Origin of the sequence: Virgisporangium ochraceum (genome assembly GCF_016863655.1) — a bacterium.
GTDB classification, from domain to species: Bacteria; Actinomycetota; Actinomycetes; order Mycobacteriales; family Micromonosporaceae; genus Virgisporangium; species Virgisporangium ochraceum.
The window spans coordinates 1-19120 of sequence record NZ_BOPH01000038.1; the positions used below are offsets into that span (position 1 = coordinate 1).

At 73.7% G+C, this 19120-nt stretch carries 18 protein-coding genes; 10 read left to right on the forward strand and 8 right to left on the reverse strand.

What is annotated here, in order from left to right; all coding sequences use genetic code 11:
• The first annotated feature begins 174 nt into the window (after nucleotides 1-174).
• Nucleotides 175-1356: a type VII secretion-associated serine protease mycosin gene (gene mycP / locus Voc01_RS15550; RefSeq protein WP_203928131.1), complete on the forward strand. Its 1182-nt coding sequence runs from the start codon at nucleotides 175-177 to the stop codon at nucleotides 1354-1356.
• 59 nt (nucleotides 1357-1415) lie between these two features.
• On the opposite strand, the gene Voc01_RS15555 is transcribed toward mycP, so the two are convergent.
• Together Voc01_RS15555 and Voc01_RS15560 are read right to left on the reverse strand one after the other, a co-directional pair.
• Entirely contained in the window at nucleotides 1416-1745 is a 330-nt protein-coding gene (locus Voc01_RS15555) for a YbaB/EbfC family nucleoid-associated protein (RefSeq protein WP_203928132.1), read from the reverse strand.
• Nucleotides 1742-2062: a YbaB/EbfC family nucleoid-associated protein gene (locus Voc01_RS15560; protein ID WP_203928133.1), complete on the reverse strand. Its 321-nt coding sequence runs from the start codon at nucleotides 2060-2062 to the stop codon at nucleotides 1742-1744. Before Voc01_RS15560 ends, Voc01_RS15555 begins: the two co-directional genes overlap by 4 nt.
• Nucleotides 2063-2172: 110 nt before the next feature.
• On the opposite strand from Voc01_RS15560, the gene Voc01_RS15565 reads away from it, so the two are divergent.
• Genes Voc01_RS15565 through Voc01_RS15580 form a run of 4 tightly spaced genes read left to right on the forward strand, consistent with a single transcriptional unit; the run spans nucleotide 2173 to nucleotide 5179 of the window.
• A complete protein-coding gene (locus Voc01_RS15565) occupies nucleotides 2173-2502 on the forward strand; it encodes a hypothetical protein (protein WP_203928134.1) in 330 nt (109 codons plus the stop codon).
• Nucleotides 2503-2519: 17 nt separating this feature from the next.
• Entirely contained in the window at nucleotides 2520-3557 is a 1038-nt protein-coding gene (locus tag Voc01_RS15570) for a hypothetical protein (protein WP_203928135.1), read from the forward strand.
• A gap of 13 nt (nucleotides 3558-3570) precedes the next feature.
• Complete coding sequence (locus tag Voc01_RS15575; RefSeq protein WP_203928136.1) at nucleotides 3571-3975, forward strand: hypothetical protein; 405 nt, start codon at nucleotides 3571-3573, stop codon at nucleotides 3973-3975.
• A gap of 7 nt (nucleotides 3976-3982) precedes the next feature.
• Nucleotides 3983-5179 (forward strand): WXG100 family type VII secretion target, encoded by a 1197-nt coding sequence (locus tag Voc01_RS15580; protein ID WP_203928137.1) that lies wholly within the window; start codon nucleotides 3983-3985, stop codon nucleotides 5177-5179.
• 74 nt (nucleotides 5180-5253) lie between these two features.
• On the opposite strand, the gene Voc01_RS15585 is transcribed toward Voc01_RS15580, so the two are convergent.
• The 3 genes from Voc01_RS15585 to eccCa all read right to left on the reverse strand — a co-directional run bounded on the left by Voc01_RS15585 (nucleotide 5254) and on the right by eccCa (nucleotide 9982).
• Nucleotides 5254-5577 carry a WXG100 family type VII secretion target gene (locus Voc01_RS15585; protein ID WP_203928138.1) on the reverse strand — a complete coding sequence of 108 codons (324 nt, stop codon included), beginning with the start codon at nucleotides 5575-5577 and terminating at the stop codon, nucleotides 5254-5256.
• A gap of 2 nt (nucleotides 5578-5579) precedes the next feature.
• On the reverse strand, nucleotides 5580-5951 hold the full coding sequence (locus Voc01_RS15590; protein ID WP_203928139.1) for a hypothetical protein: 372 nt from the start codon (nucleotides 5949-5951) through the stop codon (nucleotides 5580-5582).
• A 71-nt stretch (nucleotides 5952-6022) separates the two neighbouring features.
• Nucleotides 6023-9982 (reverse strand): type VII secretion protein EccCa, encoded by a 3960-nt coding sequence (gene eccCa, locus Voc01_RS15595; protein WP_203928140.1) that lies wholly within the window; start codon nucleotides 9980-9982, stop codon nucleotides 6023-6025.
• Between the two features lie 97 nt (nucleotides 9983-10079).
• Between eccCa and eccD the strand changes: the two genes are divergently transcribed.
• Nucleotides 10080-11459, forward strand: coding sequence for a type VII secretion integral membrane protein EccD (eccD, locus tag Voc01_RS15600; protein ID WP_239160225.1), 1380 nt, complete (start codon nucleotides 10080-10082; stop codon nucleotides 11457-11459).
• A gap of 7 nt (nucleotides 11460-11466) precedes the next feature.
• On the opposite strand, the gene Voc01_RS15605 is transcribed toward eccD, so the two are convergent.
• Entirely contained in the window at nucleotides 11467-12159 is a 693-nt protein-coding gene (locus Voc01_RS15605; protein WP_203928142.1) for a hypothetical protein, read from the reverse strand.
• A gap of 25 nt (nucleotides 12160-12184) precedes the next feature.
• Nucleotides 12185-13393 carry a type VII secretion protein EccE gene (locus Voc01_RS15610; protein WP_203928143.1) on the reverse strand — a complete coding sequence of 403 codons (1209 nt, stop codon included), beginning with the start codon at nucleotides 13391-13393 and terminating at the stop codon, nucleotides 12185-12187.
• Between the two features lie 86 nt (nucleotides 13394-13479).
• On the opposite strand from Voc01_RS15610, the gene eccB reads away from it, so the two are divergent.
• From eccB to Voc01_RS15630, 4 genes are all read left to right on the forward strand, one after another.
• Complete coding sequence (gene eccB, locus Voc01_RS15615; protein WP_203928144.1) at nucleotides 13480-14880, forward strand: type VII secretion protein EccB; 1401 nt, start codon at nucleotides 13480-13482, stop codon at nucleotides 14878-14880.
• Nucleotides 14881-14949: 69 nt separating this feature from the next.
• Nucleotides 14950-15297: a hypothetical protein gene (locus tag Voc01_RS15620; RefSeq protein WP_203928145.1), complete on the forward strand. Its 348-nt coding sequence runs from the start codon at nucleotides 14950-14952 to the stop codon at nucleotides 15295-15297.
• Nucleotides 15287-16276, forward strand: a complete 990-nt coding sequence (locus Voc01_RS15625; protein WP_203928146.1) for a hypothetical protein — start codon at nucleotides 15287-15289, stop codon at nucleotides 16274-16276. The genes Voc01_RS15620 and Voc01_RS15625 overlap by 11 nt, the downstream gene beginning before the upstream one ends.
• A gap of 284 nt (nucleotides 16277-16560) precedes the next feature.
• Nucleotides 16561-17940: a hypothetical protein gene (locus Voc01_RS15630; protein ID WP_203928147.1), complete on the forward strand. Its 1380-nt coding sequence runs from the start codon at nucleotides 16561-16563 to the stop codon at nucleotides 17938-17940.
• 21 nt (nucleotides 17941-17961) lie between these two features.
• Here the strand turns inward: Voc01_RS15630 and Voc01_RS15635 are convergent, their stop codons facing one another.
• Nucleotides 17962-19113, reverse strand: a complete 1152-nt coding sequence (locus Voc01_RS15635) for an MFS transporter (RefSeq protein ID WP_203928148.1) — start codon at nucleotides 19111-19113, stop codon at nucleotides 17962-17964.
• Between the last annotated feature and the right edge of the window lie 7 nt (nucleotides 19114-19120).

The window sequence follows — 19120 nt, forward strand, 5'->3', positions numbered from 1 at the left end:
GGCTGAACGCCGGACAGACGACCGAGTTCGGCTTCCAGGGAACGGGAACCGGTCCGAGCGGCGTGTCGGGCTGTACCGCGAGCTGATCGCCACACCCCCAGCGCGGCCCGGGCGGGTTCACCGCCCGGGCCGTCGCGTTGAACCGATCGGGATCCGTCGACGTAGTCTGTCGGCGTGTGGGTTCGGGTGGGCGCCGTCGTCGCGGTCGCCGCGGTCACTCTGGTTGTTCCGGCCGTGCCGGTCGCTGCGCGGGCACCGGGATGCGGACCCACCGTCACCGATCCGCTCGCTGCGGCACCTTGGCCGCTGCAGCGCCTGCGGCCGGAGAACGCATGGCCGTTGAGCGTCGGCACCGGGGTGACCGTCGCGGTCGTCGACTCCGGTGTGTCGACCGAACACCCCACGCTCACGGGAAAGGTACGGGCGGGTCGGGACCTCCTGGACGCCCCGGTTTCCGGCGGCCCGGCCGGCACCTGTGACGAGAACGGCCATGGCACGCTCATCGCGGGCATCATCGCCGGACGCGAGAACACCAGCGGTGGCTACCGTTTCCACGGAATCGCGCCGGCGGCCACGATCGTTCCCGTGCGCGTCCTGCGCGACCAGCGGCGGTCGACGGAGGCCGACCTGTCCGACAGGATCGCCGACGCCGTTCGCTGGTCGGTCGACCAGGGCGGTGCCGACGTCATCAACCTCTCGCTGACCACACCGCCCACCCCGGGGCTGGAACAGGCGATCGCGTACGCGATCGGCAGGCGGGTCGTCGTGGTGGCCGCCGCCGGGAACGAGGGCGGACAGAACCGCGGCGGTGCCGTGTATCCCGCGGCGTACCCGGGCGTCATCGGCGTCGCCGGGGTCGACGAGAAGGACGGGCACGTCGGCAGTTCCACCCCGGGCGACTTCGTCGACGTCGCCGCGCCCGGCGACAACATCGCCGGCCCGTCACCGGCCGGTGGCGGGTACCTGTTCACGCAGGAGGGCGGCACCAGCTTCGCCGCGGCCTACGTCTCGGGGGTGGCCGCGCTGATCCGCGGCTACGCCCCCGACCTGACACCCGACGAGGTGTCACGGCGCATCACCGCGACCGCCGACCATCCGCCGCAGCTGTGGACCCGCGAGGTCGGCCACGGTGTGGTCAACCCGGCCCGCGCCGTGGGCGCGCTGCGTCCGGGAACGGCCGCGGCCGCGGACGGTGGGCGGGTACCGGACCCGGTACGCGAGGTCGATCCGTTGGCGTCGTCGAAGGTGGTCGCCGGGTGGGTCGGCGGGATCGGCGCGGTGGTGGCGCTGCTGGCGCTCGTGTCGGTGCCGGTGGTCAGGCGCGGGCGGCAGCGGGGCTGGCGTCCCGGTCCGTGAGCCTTTTCCGGTGACGTTGAACCGCGTGCGGGTCCGGGCACGTGGTCAAGGGCATGAGATCAGTCGATGGATGGCGGTTCGGCCGGCATCAGGCGCCTGGCCTCAGTCTCGTACTCCGCGCGGGCCCGCTCCTGCGCGGTGCGCACGGTTCTCGTGACGACGTCGCCGAGGCGGGTACTGGAGTATCCGCGCAGCGCGCCGGAGTGGATCCGCACCTCGGTGACGCGGCCGCCCCACGTGACGGTGACGGTGACCTGCCGGTCGGTGCTGGTGACCCGCACCGTCCGCGCGGCCAGGGCGACCAGCCGCGCCCGGTAGGCCTCGAGACCGGCGATGCCGGCCCGCGTGGCCTCCTCGTACCTTGGCTCGTCGTCCGGGTCGTACGTCACGGCGTCTCCTCCGGCGTCGCGTACGCCTCGCTCACCCGGGCCTGCGCGGCCGACACGGCGGCACAGACCGCCGCACCGACGTCGTCGGGGTGGTACCGGCCGATCGACCGTCCGAACGTCACGCGGACGACGAGACCGTCGCCGTCGACGACGGCGGTGACCAGCCTCGCCGGATCGGTGCCCTGGAACGTGGCCGACCGCAGCCGGTGCAGCTCCGCCAGCGCCGCGTCGGACTCCTCGATGGCCGCGTCGGCCCGCGCCAGGGCCTCGGCGACGGCGGGGTCGGGCGGAAACACCGGCCCGGACGGAGTGGTCATGGCGCCCTCGACTCTCGTGAACGCGGGCGGGATGCCCGCCCGACACTATATTTCGCGCCGACCGCATCGACACTCGTGAACGCGGTCGCATCGGACACCGGGAGGCGTCGTTGAGCATCGGTCCGGAGAGACTGCAGGGGGACTTCGCCGAGGTCCGGGCGGCGAAGGCCGACGTGCTGGAGCGTGACACCAACCTGATCGACCACGTCAGGGACCTCGCGGCCAGAACCGCCGCCACCGCGGCCGGCATGGCCGTGCTCGACCAGACCAACGCGGCGATGGCCGCCGCGACCCAGGCCGCGCTCGCCGCGGTCGGCCAGCTCTCGGCGAAACTCCAGCACCAGGCGACGCATCTCGGCCGGCAGGCCGACGAGCTGGAGAACCAGGACCTGACCCACGCGCGCCGGGCCGCCACGCTCGCCGACGGCGGTGCGCCGTGAGCCAACCGAAGTCGTACATGGGGTTCGATCTGGCCCAGCTGCAGCTGATGCCGGCCCTCGGAAAGTTCGTCGAGGCCATCGGCCAGCAGATGTCGGGCACCAACGCGACCTACAACGGCAACGTCCAGCTGCCGTCGTTCCTCGGCGCTGCCGCGGTCGCGCAGCAGAACCAGTCGGCGCAGTCGAACACCGGGTTCCAGCAGCTGACCAGCTTCATGGGCCAGTCGCAGGCGGTCACCGCCGCGGGTGCCGTGCAGCTGATCGCGACCCAGGCGCGGATGAAGGCGATCGCGGCCACCGCGACGGCGAAGCGGTTCCAGGTCTGGCCCACCGGTGTGGTCACTCCGGGACCGGAGCAGATCGCGGAATGCGCGGCGCACTGGAGCACGTGGGGTCCGGCGCGCCTCAAGCAGTACTGGGCCCAGGCCAACGCGTACACGGCATCCATCAACGGCCAGCTCACCCAGGCGGGCGCGCTCGACCAGCAGATCGCGGGCGCGCTCATCAAGGTGGTCACGGACACGCTCGGCGGCTTCCTGCAGAAGAAGCTCACCGGTGACGGCGGGTCGGCGGGCCTGCCCGTCACTCCGGCGGCGCCGGGCACGGTTCCCGGCACCGGGTCCCGGCCGGTGACGCTGCCGGCGTTCACCGGTGGGGGCGCCGACCTCGCCGGCGGCGCCGGCGGGCTCGGCGGGACCGTGCCGGCGGGTGCGGGTCTCGCGGGCGCCGGCGGGTTCGCCGGTGCCGGTGGTGTCGGTGGTGCCGGCTCCGGCGGCTTCTCGCCGGCCTCCATCAACGGCTCCGTCAACGCCGCCGGCGCGGTGTCGTTGGCCGGTGGCGCGGCGGGTACCGCGGGCGCGCTCGGGCTGGGCGCCGCACCGGCCACCGGAGCCGTCGCCGGCACCCGCGCGGGCATGGCGGGCGGCATGATGCCGATGACCGGCGCGGGCGCCCACCGCGCCGCCGGTGGCGAACGCGCCGCGAGCACCTGGTTGAACGAGGACGACGACCCGTGGGGCGCTGACGGCGACGCGCCCACCGGCGTCGTGGGCTGAGACGGGGGTTGTGGTGGCTGTCGACTACGACGACGTGGTGGAGCGCACCCTGAGGCTCCAGGTGAGCGTCGACCACCTCGACGCGGTGTCGTCCTACTGCACCAACGTCGGCGACCTCGTGAAGGACATCCGCCGGATCGTGACGGACGCGGACCGCACGGCGCGCGAGGGCGGCTGCGGTGGGCAGAGCGCGCTCGGCGGTGCGGGTCTCGGCAGCAGCGTCACCGATCTCGGCACCCGCATGAAGGGTGCGCGCGACCACGTCGACACCGCGCTGCGCGACCTCACCACGAGCCTCGACCGGACCGCGGGCGCCGTGCGGTGGATCGCCGCCGAGTACGCGACGGCCGACAGGCGCAACGAGGTGAGCGCGTGGTCGGTGCTCGACTTCGTCACCGGCCGGCGCACGGGGACGTGAGGCGGGCATGGCCTACACGGGAGAGTGGGAACGGTACGTCAACGAGGTCACGCTCCTCGGGCGGCCGGATCTGCTCCGGGCGTCGGCCCGGGAGTGGGAGACCGCGCTGCGGCGTGTGACCGGGACGGCCGACATGCTCGCGCGGCTGGCGACGAGGAGCGGTTCGTGGACGGGCGGCGGCGCCAACGCGTTCCGCGGCCACGTGATGGCGCTGCGCGCCGCGGCGGAGAAGACCGTGGCCGAGCACCACCGGGTCAGGATCGCGCTGGACGCGTGCGCCGACGAGCTGACCACCGCCATGCGCGACATCTTCGTTCCCAGCTGGCTCCGTCCGGAGATCATCGCCCGGCAGAGCAGGGCCGTGCGGGAGGGCGTGCACACGCCGTTCGCTCCGGGCGAGTTCGAACGGCGGCTGCGGGAGCGCACCGAGCGGCTGAACCCGCATGCCGCCCCCGAGCTGAAGGCCCGGTGGGACACCGAGATCCGGCTCGCGCTCGACGAGGGCGAGGACGTGTCGCGGATCGCGTACGAGCGGCTGCGGGCGGCGTACGGCCGGCTGGTCGGCGAGATGCCGGGCGGTACACCGGTCGACGTGCCACACGTCAAGGGTGACGCCGCGAAGACCGCCGCGAACAAGGCGGCTCACACCGCGGCGAACACGGCTGCCGCGAACCCGGCTGCCGCGAATCCGGCGGCGAACACCGCCGGTGTGGGTGCGGCCGGGACGACACCGTCGACACCGTTGCCCGGTACGGACATCGGCCCGGACACCGGTAGCGGCACGGACACCGGCACGGGCTTCACGCCGCCGGACCTCGACCCCGGAACCGGCTTCGAGCCTTTCGAACCCGGAACGGGGCTCGCCGGCGCCGGCGACCTCGCGGGAGCCGGTTTCGGATCCGCCGGTGGCGGTGGGGTGAGCGCCGGCGGCGGCAGGCTGCCGATCGGCGACGCGGTCGCGACGCCGGCCGCGGCCATGACGGCGGTGGCGAAACGCGGGAGCGCCGGAGCCGGCGTGGTGCCCGGATCCGGTGGCGCGACCCCGAAGACGGCCACGATGATGCCGGGCATGATGGGCGCCGGCGGAGCAGCCGGTCTGGCCAACAACCAGGCGGCACAGGGCACGCGCACCACCGCGCTGGTGGAGTCCGACCCGCTGTTCGCCGTGGACGACGGTGTTCCCTCGGGCGTCATCGACGCCTGATCCGCTCTGCTCCAGACGGAAGAACCGACGGCCGGCGGATCTCCGCCGGCCGTCGGTTCGTGCTGGTTCCGGAGCTAGTAGACGGTCTGCCCGCCGAATGGTGTGTTCCCCATCAGCCGCGCCAGTTCCTGGTCGGTGCGGTACAGGTTGTCGTGCACGCCGTACGCGTGGTCGACCGCGCGTCCGGCCGACGCGTTCATCTGGATGAGCTTCTGCGCCATCGACGCCTTCAGCTGAAGGAACATCTCGCCGCCGCCACCCTCCCAGTTCTCGGCGTTCTTTCCGACCAGATCCACCATCGCCTGCACGAGGTCCTCGATACGCTCGACGCACACGTAGACCGTGTCCGCGGCGTGCTTCAGGTCCGAGAATGTGACGTTGACGAAACCGTCGCCCATGGTCAGTGCCCCCCGCCCGGCTTGTGGGTGATCGCGTACTGGTAACCGTGCGCGGAGGCGCCGACGTCGTTGCCGTCGGCCACCTTCTGCGCCGCGGCCTCTTCCTCGGCCGTGTAGTTGGTGAGGATCAGGCCGGCTTTCCCGAGCGCGTCGATGACACCGGTCATGTCGGTCATGAGGCCCCTGCCGTGCCTCTCGATCTCGTCGCAGGCGTTGAAGAACGTCGTCGCGCCTCTGCTCTGGTACCTGGGACGCAACGCCTCCCACGTGTTCTTCATCTTGTTGATCTGCTCGTCGATCTGCGCCTGGTAGTCCTTGATGATGGACAGTGCTGTGGAGGTTCCATCTGCATTCTTGACGCGTTCTACTGCCACGCTGCCCTCCGGGAGGCCGATGCATTGACCGTTCTGACATGCTCCACGGGCGTTGTGTGTGAACGGTTCAATCAGTCGGGGTCGGAGTACGCGGTCTGTACGAGGTTCACGCCGTCGCTGCGCCGGACCAGCGTTCCGCGTCCCGGTGGTTGCTGGCTCGGACGCACCGTGCCGAACACCATTCCCTCGTCGCGGTTGCCGGACATCAGCAGACCGGGAGCCTCCATCTCGCGCATCCGTTGCAGGACCGGCTCGTACAACGCGCGCGAGATGCCACCGCACCGGCGGGCCACGACGATGTGCAGGCCGACGTCGCGGGCCTGCGGCAGGAACTCCAGCAGCGGCAGCAACGGGCTCTCCCGGCCGGGCGACACCAGGTCGTAGTCGTCGACGACGATGTAGATCTCCGGCCCGGACCACCAGCTCCGGTCGCGCAGCTGCGCGGTGGTGACGGCGGGTCCCGGCAGCCGCTCCTTCAACGCGGCGGCGAGCCCGCCGGCCATGCCGGCGGCCACCTGCGCCGAGGCGGCGTACTCGAGCTGGTGGTCGCCCTCGACCACGCCGAGCAGGGTGCGACGGTAGTCCACCACCGCGATGCGCGCCTGGTCGGGCGTGTGGGTGTCCATGATGGACCGTGCGATCAGCCGCAGCAGGTTGGTCTTTCCGCACTCGGCGTCGCCCGCGACGATGAGGTGCGGTTCGGCCGCGAAGTTCAGGTACACCGGGGCGAGGTGCGTCTCGTTCAACGCGATGGGGATGCCCTCGGCCGGCCGCTGCGCCACCTTCGCCATCAGCTCGGTGGCGGGCAGCAGGCGCGGCAGCAGCCGCAGCTTCGGGGCCGGGTCGTCGGTCCAGCCGGCGGCGACCCGGCGGACGAGGTCGGCGGTGGCCTGCGGCAGGTCGTGCGCGCCGGTCTGCCCGTCGATGCGCGGCAACCCGGCGAGGAAGTGCAGCTTGTCGCGCGTGAGACCGCGTCCGGGTGAGCCTTCCGGCACGTTCGCCGCGCCGCGCCGGTCGAACTCGGAGTCGGTCGGGTCGCCGAGCCGCAGCTCGAGCCGGCTGCCGAACAGGTCGCGCACGTTGTAGCGCAGCTCCGCCCAGCGGGTCACGGTCACCACGATGTGGATGCCGTAGCTGAGGCAGCGACCGGCGAGCCTGGTGATCGTGGCGTCGAGCTCGTCGTGTTCGGCGCGCAGCTGGCCGAAGCCGTCGATGACGAGGAACACGTCGCCGAACGGGTCGTCGTCGTACTCGCCGGTGGCGCGGCCCTCGCGGTACGCCTCGATGGACTCGATGCCGCGCTCGGAGAACAGCGCCTCCCGCTCGTCGGCGAGCACGGTCACCTCGGCGATCGTGCGCCGCACGCTCTCGAGGTCGCGCCGCACCGCCACGCCCGACACGTGCGGCAGGTCCTCCAGCGCGCGCAGCGCGCCACCGCTGAAGTCGACGCAGAAGAACTGGACCTCGCGCGGGGAGTGGGTCAGCGCGAGGGACGCGACGAGCGACCGCAGCAGCGTGCTCTTGCCCGTACGGGGTCCGCCGACGACCACCAGGTTTCCCGCGGCTCCGGCGAGGTCGACGACGAGCGGGTCGCTGCGTTGTTCGAACGGGCGATCCTCGACGCCGACCGGCGCCTGGAGCAGTCGGCCACCGGTGCGCCAGTCCGGTGCGGTCAGCCCGCGGTCGGTGCTGGAGGTCAACGGGCCGAGCAGCGTGTCGAGCGCCGGCGCGGCGTCGAGTGGCGGCAGCCAGACCTGGTGCGCCGGCGCGCCCCTGCCCCGCAGCCGGTCGACGATGACGTCGAGCATCGTGGTCTGCCGGGCCGGCGCGGCCGGGTCGGCCTGCGGTTCAGGGACCTCGGGCTCCGGCGGCACCGGCACGTGCGTGGCGACGTAGGGCGTGATGAGCCGCCGCACCACCGCCTGCTCCCGCCTCGGCCCGGCCGCCCGGTACGGCCCCGAGACGTACGCGGCGCGGAACCGTCGCATCGTGCTGGTGCCGACCTTCAGGTACCCGTGACCGGGTGCGTTCGGCAGCTCGTACGCGTCGGCGACCCCGAGCACGATCCGGCTCTCCATCGCCGAGAACGTGCGCAGCCCGATGCGGTACGACAGGTGCGTGTCGAGCCCGCGCAGCCGGCCCTCCTCCAGCCGCTGCGACGCCAGCAGCAGGTGCACCCCGAGCGAGCGGCCGAGCCGGCCGATCGTGACGAACAGCTCGATGAAGTCGGGCTTCGCCGCGAGCAGTTCGCTGAACTCGTCGCAGATGATGAGCAGGCTCGGCATCGGCGTGAGCGGCTCACCGGCCAGGCGCGCCTTCTCGTACTCGTTGCGGGACACGTAGTTGCCGGCCGCGCGCAGCACCTCCTGCCGGCGCACCAGCTCGCCGTTGAGCGCGTCCTCCATCCGGTCCACCATGGACAGTTCGTCGGCGAGGTTGGTGATGACCGCGCTGGTGTGCGGCAACGCGTCGAGCGAGGCGAACGTGGCGCCGCCCTTGAAGTCGACGAGGACGAAGTTCAGCTCCTCCGACGAGTGCGTGATCGCGAGCGAGGAGACGATCGTGCGCAGCAGCTCGCTCTTCCCGGAGCCGGTGGCGCCGATGATGAGCCCGTGCGGGCCCATCCCGTCCTGCGCCGCCTCCTTGAAGTCCAGCTCGACGACGGCGCCGTCGGGCGTGACACCCAACGGGATCCGCAGCCGGTCGCGGTCGGCGCGCGGGGCCCAGGTGCGGGCCGGGTCGACCGCTCCGGCGTCGGCCAGCCCGAGCAGGTCGGGCAGCTCCATCACCCGTGACGTCGCCTCTTCGGCGCCGACCGCCTGCTGCGACAGGCGGTACGGGGCCAGCTGGCGGGCGAGGCCGACGGCCTGCTGCGGGGTCAGCAGGTCGGGGCGGCCCAGCGGCGTGCGCCGGTCACCGCGGTCGGCGGTCAGGGCCTCGGGGGTGACGTCGAGGCAGAGCAGCCACCTCCCGGCGTCCCTGGGCACCATTCCCGACGTGTCGAGCACGGTCGTGCCGAGCAGGCCCTGCCCCTGCAGTTGGCAGGTGGCCGCGACCTCGCCGCCGTCGAGAACCACGAGCAGGTGCGCCGCGGTGGTCAGCGGTCGCGCGTCGGGCGAGTGGCGCGGCCGGTCGCCGAGCCCGTCGCCGAGGTCGGCCTCCAGCGCGGCCATCGACCCGTACACCAGGCGGCTGGCGCCGGCCGCGTCGGACCGGCGTTCGTCCTGGGCGTGCGGCAGCCACTTCACCCAGTCCCAGTCGGCCAGGCGTTCCGGTGCCGCCACCACGGCCACGATCGCGTCGTCGGGGGAGTGGAACGTCGTGAGGTGACCGATGACGGCGCGGGCCAGGCCGAGCACGACCTCCCGGTCACCGCGCAGCACCACGCGGCTGAACGACCGGAGCTGGATCGCCAGCGGCAGGTCCGGAACCGTCGAGTGGGCCCGCACGAACCGTCGCAGGGCGACCGCGCTCATCGGTTCGAGGTCCTCGACGGGACGCGTCTCCGGCGGCACGATCGTCACCGCGAGCCGCTGGTTCCCCTCGGCGACGCGCACCTCGCCGAAGTCGTCGTCGCAGCTGCGCCGCTCCCACATCCGCCGCGACGCGGCGACCGACCACAGCGCCGCCGGGTCGGGGTGCCGCCACGTCAACGCCGTGCGCTGCTGGTCAGCCGCCCGGCGGGCCTGCCGGCGGGCCTGCGCCAGGTACCGCATGTAGTCACGTCGCTGGGCGTCGATCTCCGCCCGGCGGGTGCCCTGCGACTGCCCCATCGTGCCGACGGCCATGCCGAGCATCGACAGGCCGAACAGGCCGCCGACGACGTAGGTCAGGACGTTGCTGTTCCCGCGACCGGAGTAGAGGATCGCCATCGCGGCGACACCCGCCACCATCGGCAGCATCATCAGCAGCGGCAGGAACCCGCGTGGCAACGGGTCGGCAAGCTCGGGTGGTGCCTCCAGCGCGAGCTCACCGCGTGGCAACGGTGGCGCCGACTGCCGCGGCGAACGGCGGTAGATGACAGTGCTCACGCCATGCCTACGCAAGTTTCCCGTCGTTGGTTCGAACCGTCCGGGGCCGTGGAGCGTGGCTAGTATATCGACAGCCGTGTGGGAGAGGGGTCGCTGCGTGCCGAGCGGACTGAGCCGCGTCACCGTGGTGGCCCCGCGGATGCGGGTTGACCTCGCCCTGCCCACCGACGTGCCGCTGGCCGACCTGCTGCCCACCGTGCTGCGGTACGCCGGCACCGACCTGGCCGACGAGCAGTCCGCCCGCGACGGCTGGACGCTGGCCCGGCTGGGCGGCCGGTCCCTCGACATCTCCAGCACCCCGGCGCAGCTCGAGGTGCGCGACGGCGAACTGCTGTACCTGCGACCGCGTGGCCAGGAAGCACCGACGGTGGTCTTCGACGACGTGGTCGACGCGGTCGCCACCGCCACCCGCGACCGCTCCGGGCGGTGGAACGCGGCCACCACGCGCGTGGTCGGTCTGGCGTTCGCGGTGCTGGCGCTGCTCGGCGGTGCGGCGCTGGCGCTGCTCGCGGGTCCGCCGCACGTGCCGGGTGCCTCTGCCGCGCTGGGCCTGACGGTCGCGTTGCTGGTGGTCGCCGTGCTGCTGGCACGCGTCGCCGGCGACGTGGCCGGAGCCACCACGTTCGCGTTCGTCGCGGCGGTGTACGCGGCGGTCGGCGGTCTGCTGGTCCTCGCCGGCGACCGCCCGGTCGGCGAACTCTCCGCGCCGCACGTGCTCTGCGCGGCGACGGCCGTGATGCTCACGGTGGCGGCAGCGTCGATCGGGGTCGCCCGGTCTGCGCCGGCGTTCCTGTTCGGCGGCATCTGTGCCGGCGGGGTGTTTCTCGCGTGCGTGATCTGCCTGCTCTTCGACGCCACGCCGGCCGGTGCGGCGGCGCTCACGGTCAGCCTGGCGCTGGTTCTTCTGCCGCTGCTGCCGATGTTCGCGTACCGGTTGGGCCGGTTGCCGGTCCCGACGGTTCCGACCGACCGGGCCGCGCTCACCCAGGACGCCGAGACCGTCGACGGCGCCGACGTGCTGCGGCGGGCCGACCGCGCCGACGGCTACCTCGGCGCGCTGCTCGGCGCGTTGGCCGCGGTCACCGGGGGAGCGGCGGTCGTGGTCGCATCCGACGGCGTGGGTGGGCTGGCGCTGTGCTCGGTGCTGGGACTGCTGCTGCTCGCCCGGGCCCGGTGGTTCATCAGCCGCGTGCAACGGCTGCCGCTGATCGCGGGTGGCGGGGTCGCCGTGGGCGCGGCGCTCGTCGCGGCGTTCACCGCGGTCGACGCGACGACGCGGCTCACCGCGATTCTCGGGACCCTGCTCGTCGTCGCGGCGGTGAGCGTCGGTTTCGTGCTGGCCGGCGGGCGGCGTCCGTCGTCGCCGATCTGGGGGCGGGTCGTCGACATCGTCGAGGTGGTTCTCATCGTCGCGGTGATCCCGCTGGTGCTGTGGGTCAGCGGTCTCTACGCCTGGATCCGTTCGGTCCGCGGCTGAGTGAGCTTCACCCGAACAGCTGGCGTTCCAGTGGCGTGGGGGTGAGCCAGGAGTAGCGCACGACGCCGCCGCCGAACGCGGCGACCATCTCGTTCTCCATGGCGCCGAGCAGCGGCGCGTACTCGGGGCCGAGCTCCAGCGCCGCGCAGACCCGGTCGGCATCGGCGCGCGGGAGGCGTTGCACGAGAACGACGTCGGCGTCGGCGATCGCCTGCGACGCGGCCGCCGTGACGGCCGGCAGCACGGTGAGGTCGGTGTGCCACGGCCGTCCCGGCGCCGGTTCCGCGGCACCGGTCGCGCCCCGGTCGCGCAGCCGCAGCACCGGTTGCGCCGCGGTGGCCGGCCAGTCCCCGACGCCGGCCGGCATCGGCCGTACCCGGCCCGCCGATCCGGTGGCGAGCCGGCCCAGGGCCAGCCACCGGTCGCGCTCGGCGACGACGTCGGCCTCCGCCGGGTCCGGGGTGTCGACGGCCACCATCGCGCCGACGGCCAGGCACCGGCACAGCAGCACCTGCGCGGCCCACCAGCCGCCGATGAACACCACACGACGCGGCACGCTGTCGAACATCCGCAGCAGCACCGGCCGGCCGGTACTGTCGCGGCCCAGCACGAGTCCGTCGGCGTCGACCGGGAACACGAGGCGTGCGGCCGCGTTCGCGGACACCTCGGGTGCGGTGGTGCGGGCGCTGCCGGTCAGCATTCCTTTTCCTCCTTCGCGACGGCCTTCACCAGGGCGCGAGCCCGATGGTGGCACCGGTGGGCGCGGTGGCGTAGACGCCGGCGCCCTGTTCGCCGTTGAGCCGCACCAGGGTCATGCCGAGCCGCGCCGCGGTCTCCCGCAGCGTGGCGACACACGACGCCACCGTGTCCGGGTCGGCGGCCACCCGGATCAGCGTGCGCACCGGAACCGGGCCCGCCGTCGGTGCCGGTTCGTCGGGTGCCGGCGGCAACGCGCGGGGACCGAACACGACCGCCGTGCTGACCGCCAGCGCGTCGGGCACCCGCGCCAGGTCGGACAGGGCCGAGGCCGGCGGCTCGGCCGGCCACGAACGCACCGCGAAGGAGACGTGCACCGCGCCGTCCGACTCGACCCGCGACCACCGTTCCCGGGGCGGGTGCGTTCCCGGCACGACCGACAGTCCACATGCGACGGTGACGGCCGCGCGCAGGGCGGCCTCGTCGAGGATCCGGTAGCTCAGGCCGGCTTCGGTGAGTCCGGTGCCGATCCGCGCCAGCGTGGTCGCCAGGGCCTTGTGCACGCCCTCCTCCCCGCCACCGCGTCCGGCCGACACGAGCGCGCCGTCGCGCGGCGCCAGGCGGGCGACGAGCCAGACCTGGCGACCGGCCGGGAGGCCGAGCGCGCGCCGCAGCATCCGGTACGACGCCGCCGCCGGCGACGCGGGATCGACGCCCGGCGGTGGACCGTCGGCCTCCCGGACCACCGCCTGCAGCGTGCTCGCCGGAACCGACGTCTCGGCGGCGAGGCGGGCGAGCCAGTCCAGGCCGAGCGTCCCGGCCGGGTCGCGGGACAGCCCGTCGGGTGGCACGACCGCGATCGCGGCGAACCATCCGAACTCGTCCATGCCCACGCCGAACGCGGTGCCGCGGTCGGTGGCGGTCCGCGTCGACAGGTCGGGTGCGAACGCGGCGAGCACCGCGCGCCGCGGTGCGGCCGCGCCGGCCGCGCGCAGACCCTCGCGACGGCGCCGGGCCAACCGGCGGCGCGCGGCCACGACCTCGTAGGTCCAGCGGCCACCGGACCGGCCGAGCGTCAGGACGAGCACGACGAAGGTCACCGCGCCGCAGATCGCGGACGTGACCGGAGGCAGGCCGTACGCGACGGCCATGGCGACGACCGCGGCCAGCTCGACGGACACGAGCTGGGCCGCACCGAACCGGCCGGCGGACCGTCCCGCCGCCATCAAGTCGGGCATGGGCACACCTTACGTCGAACAACTGTGTACTTGGATGCGTGAATACGGGTCGTAGGATGTCGGCACCTTCGGGAGGCGGAGATCGGATGCGCAGTCGACGCGAGTACGTACAGGCCTACCGCTTCCTCACCCGTCGTATCGTGTCGGCGCAACTCGTCGGTGAACCGGAGACGAACGAGCTGCCGATGCGTCGGTTCGCGTTCGCGGTGTTCGGTGGGTTCGTCGTGGCGCTTCTGGTGTTCGCCGGGTTCGGGGTGTACGGGCTCATCCGTCCCGGCGGGAAGGGCCCGGTGGCCGGGGCGATCATCGTCGAGCGGGAGACCGGGTCGAAGTACCTGTACCTCGACGGGCTGCTGCACCCGGTCCTCAACTGGACCTCCGCCCGCCTGATCCTCAACGAGGAGAAGCCGCAGGTGCGCACGATGGCGCAGGCGTCGCTGCGGGACGTGCCGCGGGGCCGGCCGGTCGGCATCGCGGGTGCGCCGGACGCGCTGCCCACGAAGAAGGAACTGCTCGGCATGCCGTGGAGCGTGTGCTCGGCACCCCGGTCACGTGACTCGGTGGCCCTGGCCACGCAGGTCATCGTCGGTGAGGTGCCGGCCAACGGGATCGCGCCGGGCACCGGCGAGGGGCTGCTGGTCAGCGTCGACGACGTGCGGTACCTGGTCCTGCGCAACTTCCGCCTGCGGATCCGCGACAACGCGACGGTGGCGGCACTGGGCTGGGCGGGTGTGCGCCCGACGCCGGTCGGTGGCGCGTTCCTCAACGCGCTGCCCGCCGGTCCCGACCTGCAGCCGTTGGCGGTGCCCGACGCCGGAACCCAGGCACAGGTGCAGATCGGCGGCGCGGTGGCGACCGTGGGCCGGCTCTACCGGGCGGCCGAACAGTTCTACGTGGCGGTGCGCACGGGTCTCGTGCCGGTCGGCGCGGTCGCCGCGCGGTTGGCGGGCAACGCCGTCGACATCTCACCCGCGGAGGCCGGCCAGAAGCTCGTGTCGGGAACCGTGGAACCGCCGGGCTTCCCGACCGAGGTGCCCGACGTGCGCGGCGCCGCCGGCCGGTTCGCGATGGCGTGCGCCGAGGTGCGCGGCGGCGAGAACGTGACCGTGCGCACCTACCCGGGCTACGACGACGCGCTCGCGCTCGCCGCCGGACAGGCGCAACCCGCCGGTGCCGGGGCCGACGGGGTGCCGGTCGCCGACCGGGTCGCCGTTCCCGGTGGCCGGGCGGCGCTGGTCCGCAGCCTCACCGGTGCCGTCGTCTATCTGGTCACCGACCAGGGCATCAAGTACCCGTTGCCGCGTGACTCCGCCGGGGCGTTGAAGGCACTCGGCTACAGCGGCGTACGACCGGGTGACCTTCCCGCGGCGGTTCTGGCGCTCATTTCCACGGGACCGGCGCTCGATCCGGCCGCTGCTGTGCTGCTCGCCCCGCCCGCGACGGTGGCTCCGGAAATTCCTTCGCCGACGGTGAGCCGATCGGGCTGATTCTGCGTGAGTGAGGTCAACAGGTAACGCATCGACCTTCACCGAAGGGTTGACATGGCCGCGGACGAAATGACAGTCGACCCCCTGTCGCTCCTCGACTTCGAGCAGACCATCCAGGCCCGTCTGGACGAGAGCTTCACCGCGATCCGGACGTTGTCGCAGACACACTCTCCGGCGCTCGGCACCTTCATCGACGCACGTCAGACCGCCGACCGGTACGTGGGACTCCACGAGGAGTACGTGGCCCGGCTGAACCGGTTGGTGGCCGCGCTCGCGGCGGCCAGACACGCCACGGCCGGCTTCGCCCGGGAGTACCGCACCATCGACGAGTTCAACCGGGCCGACGCGGAGAAGATCCGCCGCGCGATGAGCCCCGTGAGCGAGGCGGTCGACGGTGGGCACACCCGTGGCCGATGAGTTCCACGAACGGTACCGGCACCTGTCCCACCGCGAGCTGTACGAGATGCTCATGGCCGGCGCGCCGGCGCAGGTGGTGGGCGTCGCCGGCGCGTGGCGCACGGCCGGCGACGCGATCGAGTCGGTGACGCGGTCGGTCCGCGCCGACCTGGCGCGGCTGCTGCCCCGGTTCCGCAGCACCGGCGCCCGCGAGTTCGAGTACCACATCAACCTCGTCGTCGCGTTCGCCGACCGGCTCGCCCTGGAGGCGGCGGCCATCCGCAACGGCCTCACGGTGATGGCCGACTCGCTGGAGGAGACGCAGCAGCTGGTCGAGCCCGACCGTCCCGAACTCGTGGAGGCCTCGGCGCTCGGGCACGTGCCGTCGGCGGAGGAGCAGGCGAAGGCCCGCGAACGCGTGTCGACCCTGGTGGCCCGGCTGGCCGCCGAGTACCGGGTCACCGACCACCGTTCGTGGCCCGCCACGATGCCGGCGGCGCCACCGGAACTGATCGGCGAGACGCCGGTGAGCTTCGACGACGCGGCGGCCACCGACCCCATCGAGGACCGGACGGGCACCGCCCTCGCCGGTGCGGGAATGCTCGCCGGCGCGGGCGGGCCGGCACCGGTCGGCTCTGTGGGCGCCGTCTCCGGGGTCTCCGCACCGGCGCCCGCCGCACCGGCCACGCTGGGCGGAATGGCGCCTGGTCTCGCGGCGGCTCCGGGCCTGGCGGCCGGCACGGCGACCCGGTCAGACGGCGCCGCCCGCGGCACCACCGGCACGGCCATGGGCGGGCCGATGCCGATGATGGCCGGTGCCGCCGGTATGGGCGGTGGCTTCCGAGGAGCCGACGGCTACGCCGTAGTGGACCCCCGCCTGGGCTCCGACGCCTGGTCGAACGCCGAAATGGTCTCCTGGCACCGCGACGACGACTCCCCACCATCGATTCTCGATGACCGCGACGCGACCGCCCGCACCGCACTGGCGGACCCGTCGTGACCGGCGGCCGGGCCACCCCGTGGGCGGGGCCGCCCGCGGTCCAGTGGCCGTCGGACCCGGTGCCGACCGGCCCGGGCGCCCCGTCGGGGGTACTGCCGGCGCTGCCGGTGCCGGCACCCGGACCGGCGGCCCCTGCTCCTGTGGGCGGTTCGCGGCCGGCGGTCCCGGCTCCTGCGGGCGGTTCGCGGCCGGCGGGTCGGACCGCTCCGGTCGTGTCGCCGGTTCCGGTGGGGCCGGGCGCTCCGGTCGACCGGGCGGCGCCTGTCGCTCCGGAACCACCGACGATGCCGGTCGAACCGGTGATGTATCCGCCGGTGGACCGGTCGGCGCCGCTGCCGCCCGCGCCCATCGACCATCGGGCGTTGAGCAGGCCGCAGCGCCCGCCCCGTCCGGTGACAGCGCCGCCGCCGGTCGTGGTGCCGGCGCCGACCGTGGCGCCGGCGGGGCCTGCGGCGGTGGCGCCGGCGGGGGTCGCGGCGCCGGGGCTGCCCGAGCCGGTCACCGCGGTGCCGGTTCCGGTGACGGCGGTTCCGGTGACGGCGGTTCCGGTCACGGCGGTCACGTTCCCGGTTCCCGCCCACCCTGGCCCCGGGTTCCCGTTGCCCGCCTACCCCGTGCCGGCGTCGCCCGCGCCCGTCCACGCCCCGCCGCCGCACCCCGTGCCCGCGCGCGCCATGCCGGTCCACGCCGTGCCGGCTCACGCCGTGCCAGCTCACGCCGTGCCAGCTCACGCCGTGCCAGCTCACGCCGTGCCAGCTCACGCCGTGCCCGCGCGCACCATGCCGGCCCATACCGTGCCTGCGCACCCCGTGCCGGCCCACGTCGTGCCCGTGCGTGCCATGCCGGTCCACGCGATGCCGGCCCGCACCGGGCCGGCCCACCCGGTGCCCGCGCACCCCGTGCCGGCCCACGCCAGGTCCGCGCCTGCCGGGCCGGCTCGGGTGGTGGTGCCTACCTCCATCACCCGGTCGCAGGTGCCGGCCGGGAGCGGCCACCCGGGTCTGTACCAGACCGGCGGCCATCCCACGGTTCCACCCGCGCGGCGGGGTGTCGACGAACCGTACGCGCGGGGGCGGCCGCCCATCGGGGTGCTGCTGCTCGGCCTGCTCATCGGGCTGCTCGTCTTCGGCTCGACGGGGTACCTCGTCGGAAGTACGGCTGGTGGGTCCACTGTGGACGGTTCCGGTGAGACGCAGGAAGAGGCGAACCGGCGCCGGATCGGGCCGGTGCTCGCACCGCTCGCCGAGGGCTGGGTGCCGTGGCTGGGCGCCTGCCTGTCGAACAGGGAGGCGGGCGGTCCGGCCCCGTACCCGGGGGAGCTGTCCCGGGTGGCGTGTGCGGTCGACACCACCGTCGACGTGTTCTTCGTGCGGTTCGCCTCCGCTGCCGACCGTGACGCGGCGCGCGCGGTGAAGCAGTCCGAGAATGCCGCCTCCGCGACGCTCGCCGCCGGCGCGGCACCGGTCGTCGCGCAACGGGCCGGCACGTCGGGACGCACCACCGGCGCCTACATCGAGTTCGCGAACCAACGGGACGGCAGGACGTACGGCGGCATCTGGTGGGAGGACAGCGGCACCACCGGCGCCGCGTACATCGAGAAGGTGTGGACCGAGGGCGACGGCGGCTGGCGCCCGCTGCGCGACCTGTGGCAGCGCTACACGTGAGGCGGATGTTCGCCGGTAGCGCTACACGCCGGTGCGCACGGACGACAGGATGAACGCCAGCACCGTGGCGGCCAGCAGGGCGGGCAGCGTCAACGCACCCATCACGGTGGCCCAGTCGAGGCGGTCGGCGAGGAAGCCGACCAGCACCGCACCCACCGCGCTCGCCAGGTAGATGGCGGTGTTCTCGAACCCCAGGAACGAACCCGACCGGCCGGGCGGAGCCAGCTCGGCCGCGACCACGAACGCCAACCCGTTCCAGCTCAACGCCAGCGCGCCGACTAGCACCACGAAGACCTCCAGGAACGGCCCGCCGAGCGAGATGTAGACGGCCAGCAGGTCGAACGCGGCCACCATGCACACCGCGACGACGAGGAACGGGCCCAGCCGCACCCCGGTCCAGTCGGACCACCAGCCGACGAGCAGCCGCAGGCCGGCGCCCGACAGGTTCACCGCGACCAGCGCGACCGCCGCCTGCGCCACCGACAACGACGTGGTGGCGAGCAGCAGCTCGACGCCGAACGCGGTGATCGCCACCTGGGGCAGCATGAGCAGCACCGCCACGGCGCACAGCCGCAGCAACGGGCCGTGGCGCAGCACGTCCCGGAAGAGGCCGCCGCGGCCCGTCCCCGACGAGCGGACCACGACGAACACCGCGACGGCACCGGCGAGCGCGAACACCGCCAGTCCCCGGAACGCCAGCGTCGTGCCGCCACGGTCGGCGAGCACCGGCAGCACGGCGGCCGCGAGCGCGGCGCCGAACGGCAGCCCGCACTGGCGCACGGCCATCGCGAACCCGCGTCCCCGGGCCGGGAACCACGCCATGACCGCGCGCCCGCTGGCGGCGTTGACCCCGCTCGCGGCCGCGCCGGCCAGGAACAGGAGGACCAGCGCGCCGGGCAGCAGCGGGACCAGGAGCAGCAGCACACCGGTGGTACCGAGTCCGACGGTCATCACCACGCGTTCGCCGTACCGGTCGGACGCCCATCCCCACGCCATCAGCGACGCGACCATGCCGAGCGTCGGCGCGCCCAGGAACAGGCCGAGGCCGGTGAGGCCGAGGTCGTACTCGGCGCGCAGCGCCGGCGCGATCGCGGCGAGGCCGACCAGGTAGGCCGCCGCGGCGGCCTGTGCCGCCGTACCGGCACCGAGCACCAGCCATCGATAGGACGCCACGACAGGA

Coding starts and splice junctions, on each gene's coding strand:
- Voc01_RS15560 (WP_203928133.1), bottom strand. CDS start 2,062: ATGACCACTCCGTCCGGGCCGGTGTTTCCGCCCGACCCCGCCGTCGCC.
- Voc01_RS15570 (WP_203928135.1), top strand. CDS start 2,520: ATGGGGTTCGATCTGGCCCAGCTGCAGCTGATGCCGGCCCTCGGAAAG.
- Voc01_RS15580 (WP_203928137.1), top strand. CDS start 3,983: ATGGCCTACACGGGAGAGTGGGAACGGTACGTCAACGAGGTCACGCTC.
- Voc01_RS15585 (WP_203928138.1), bottom strand. CDS start 5,577: ATGGGCGACGGTTTCGTCAACGTCACATTCTCGGACCTGAAGCACGCC.
- Voc01_RS15605 (WP_203928142.1), bottom strand. CDS start 12,159: ATGCTGACCGGCAGCGCCCGCACCACCGCACCCGAGGTGTCCGCGAAC.
- Voc01_RS15610 (WP_203928143.1), bottom strand. CDS start 13,393: ATGCCCGACTTGATGGCGGCGGGACGGTCCGCCGGCCGGTTCGGTGCG.
- eccB (WP_203928144.1), top strand. CDS start 13,480: ATGCGCAGTCGACGCGAGTACGTACAGGCCTACCGCTTCCTCACCCGT.
- Voc01_RS15620 (WP_203928145.1), top strand. CDS start 14,950: ATGACAGTCGACCCCCTGTCGCTCCTCGACTTCGAGCAGACCATCCAG.
- Voc01_RS15630 (WP_203928147.1), top strand. CDS start 16,561: ATGCCGGTCGAACCGGTGATGTATCCGCCGGTGGACCGGTCGGCGCCG.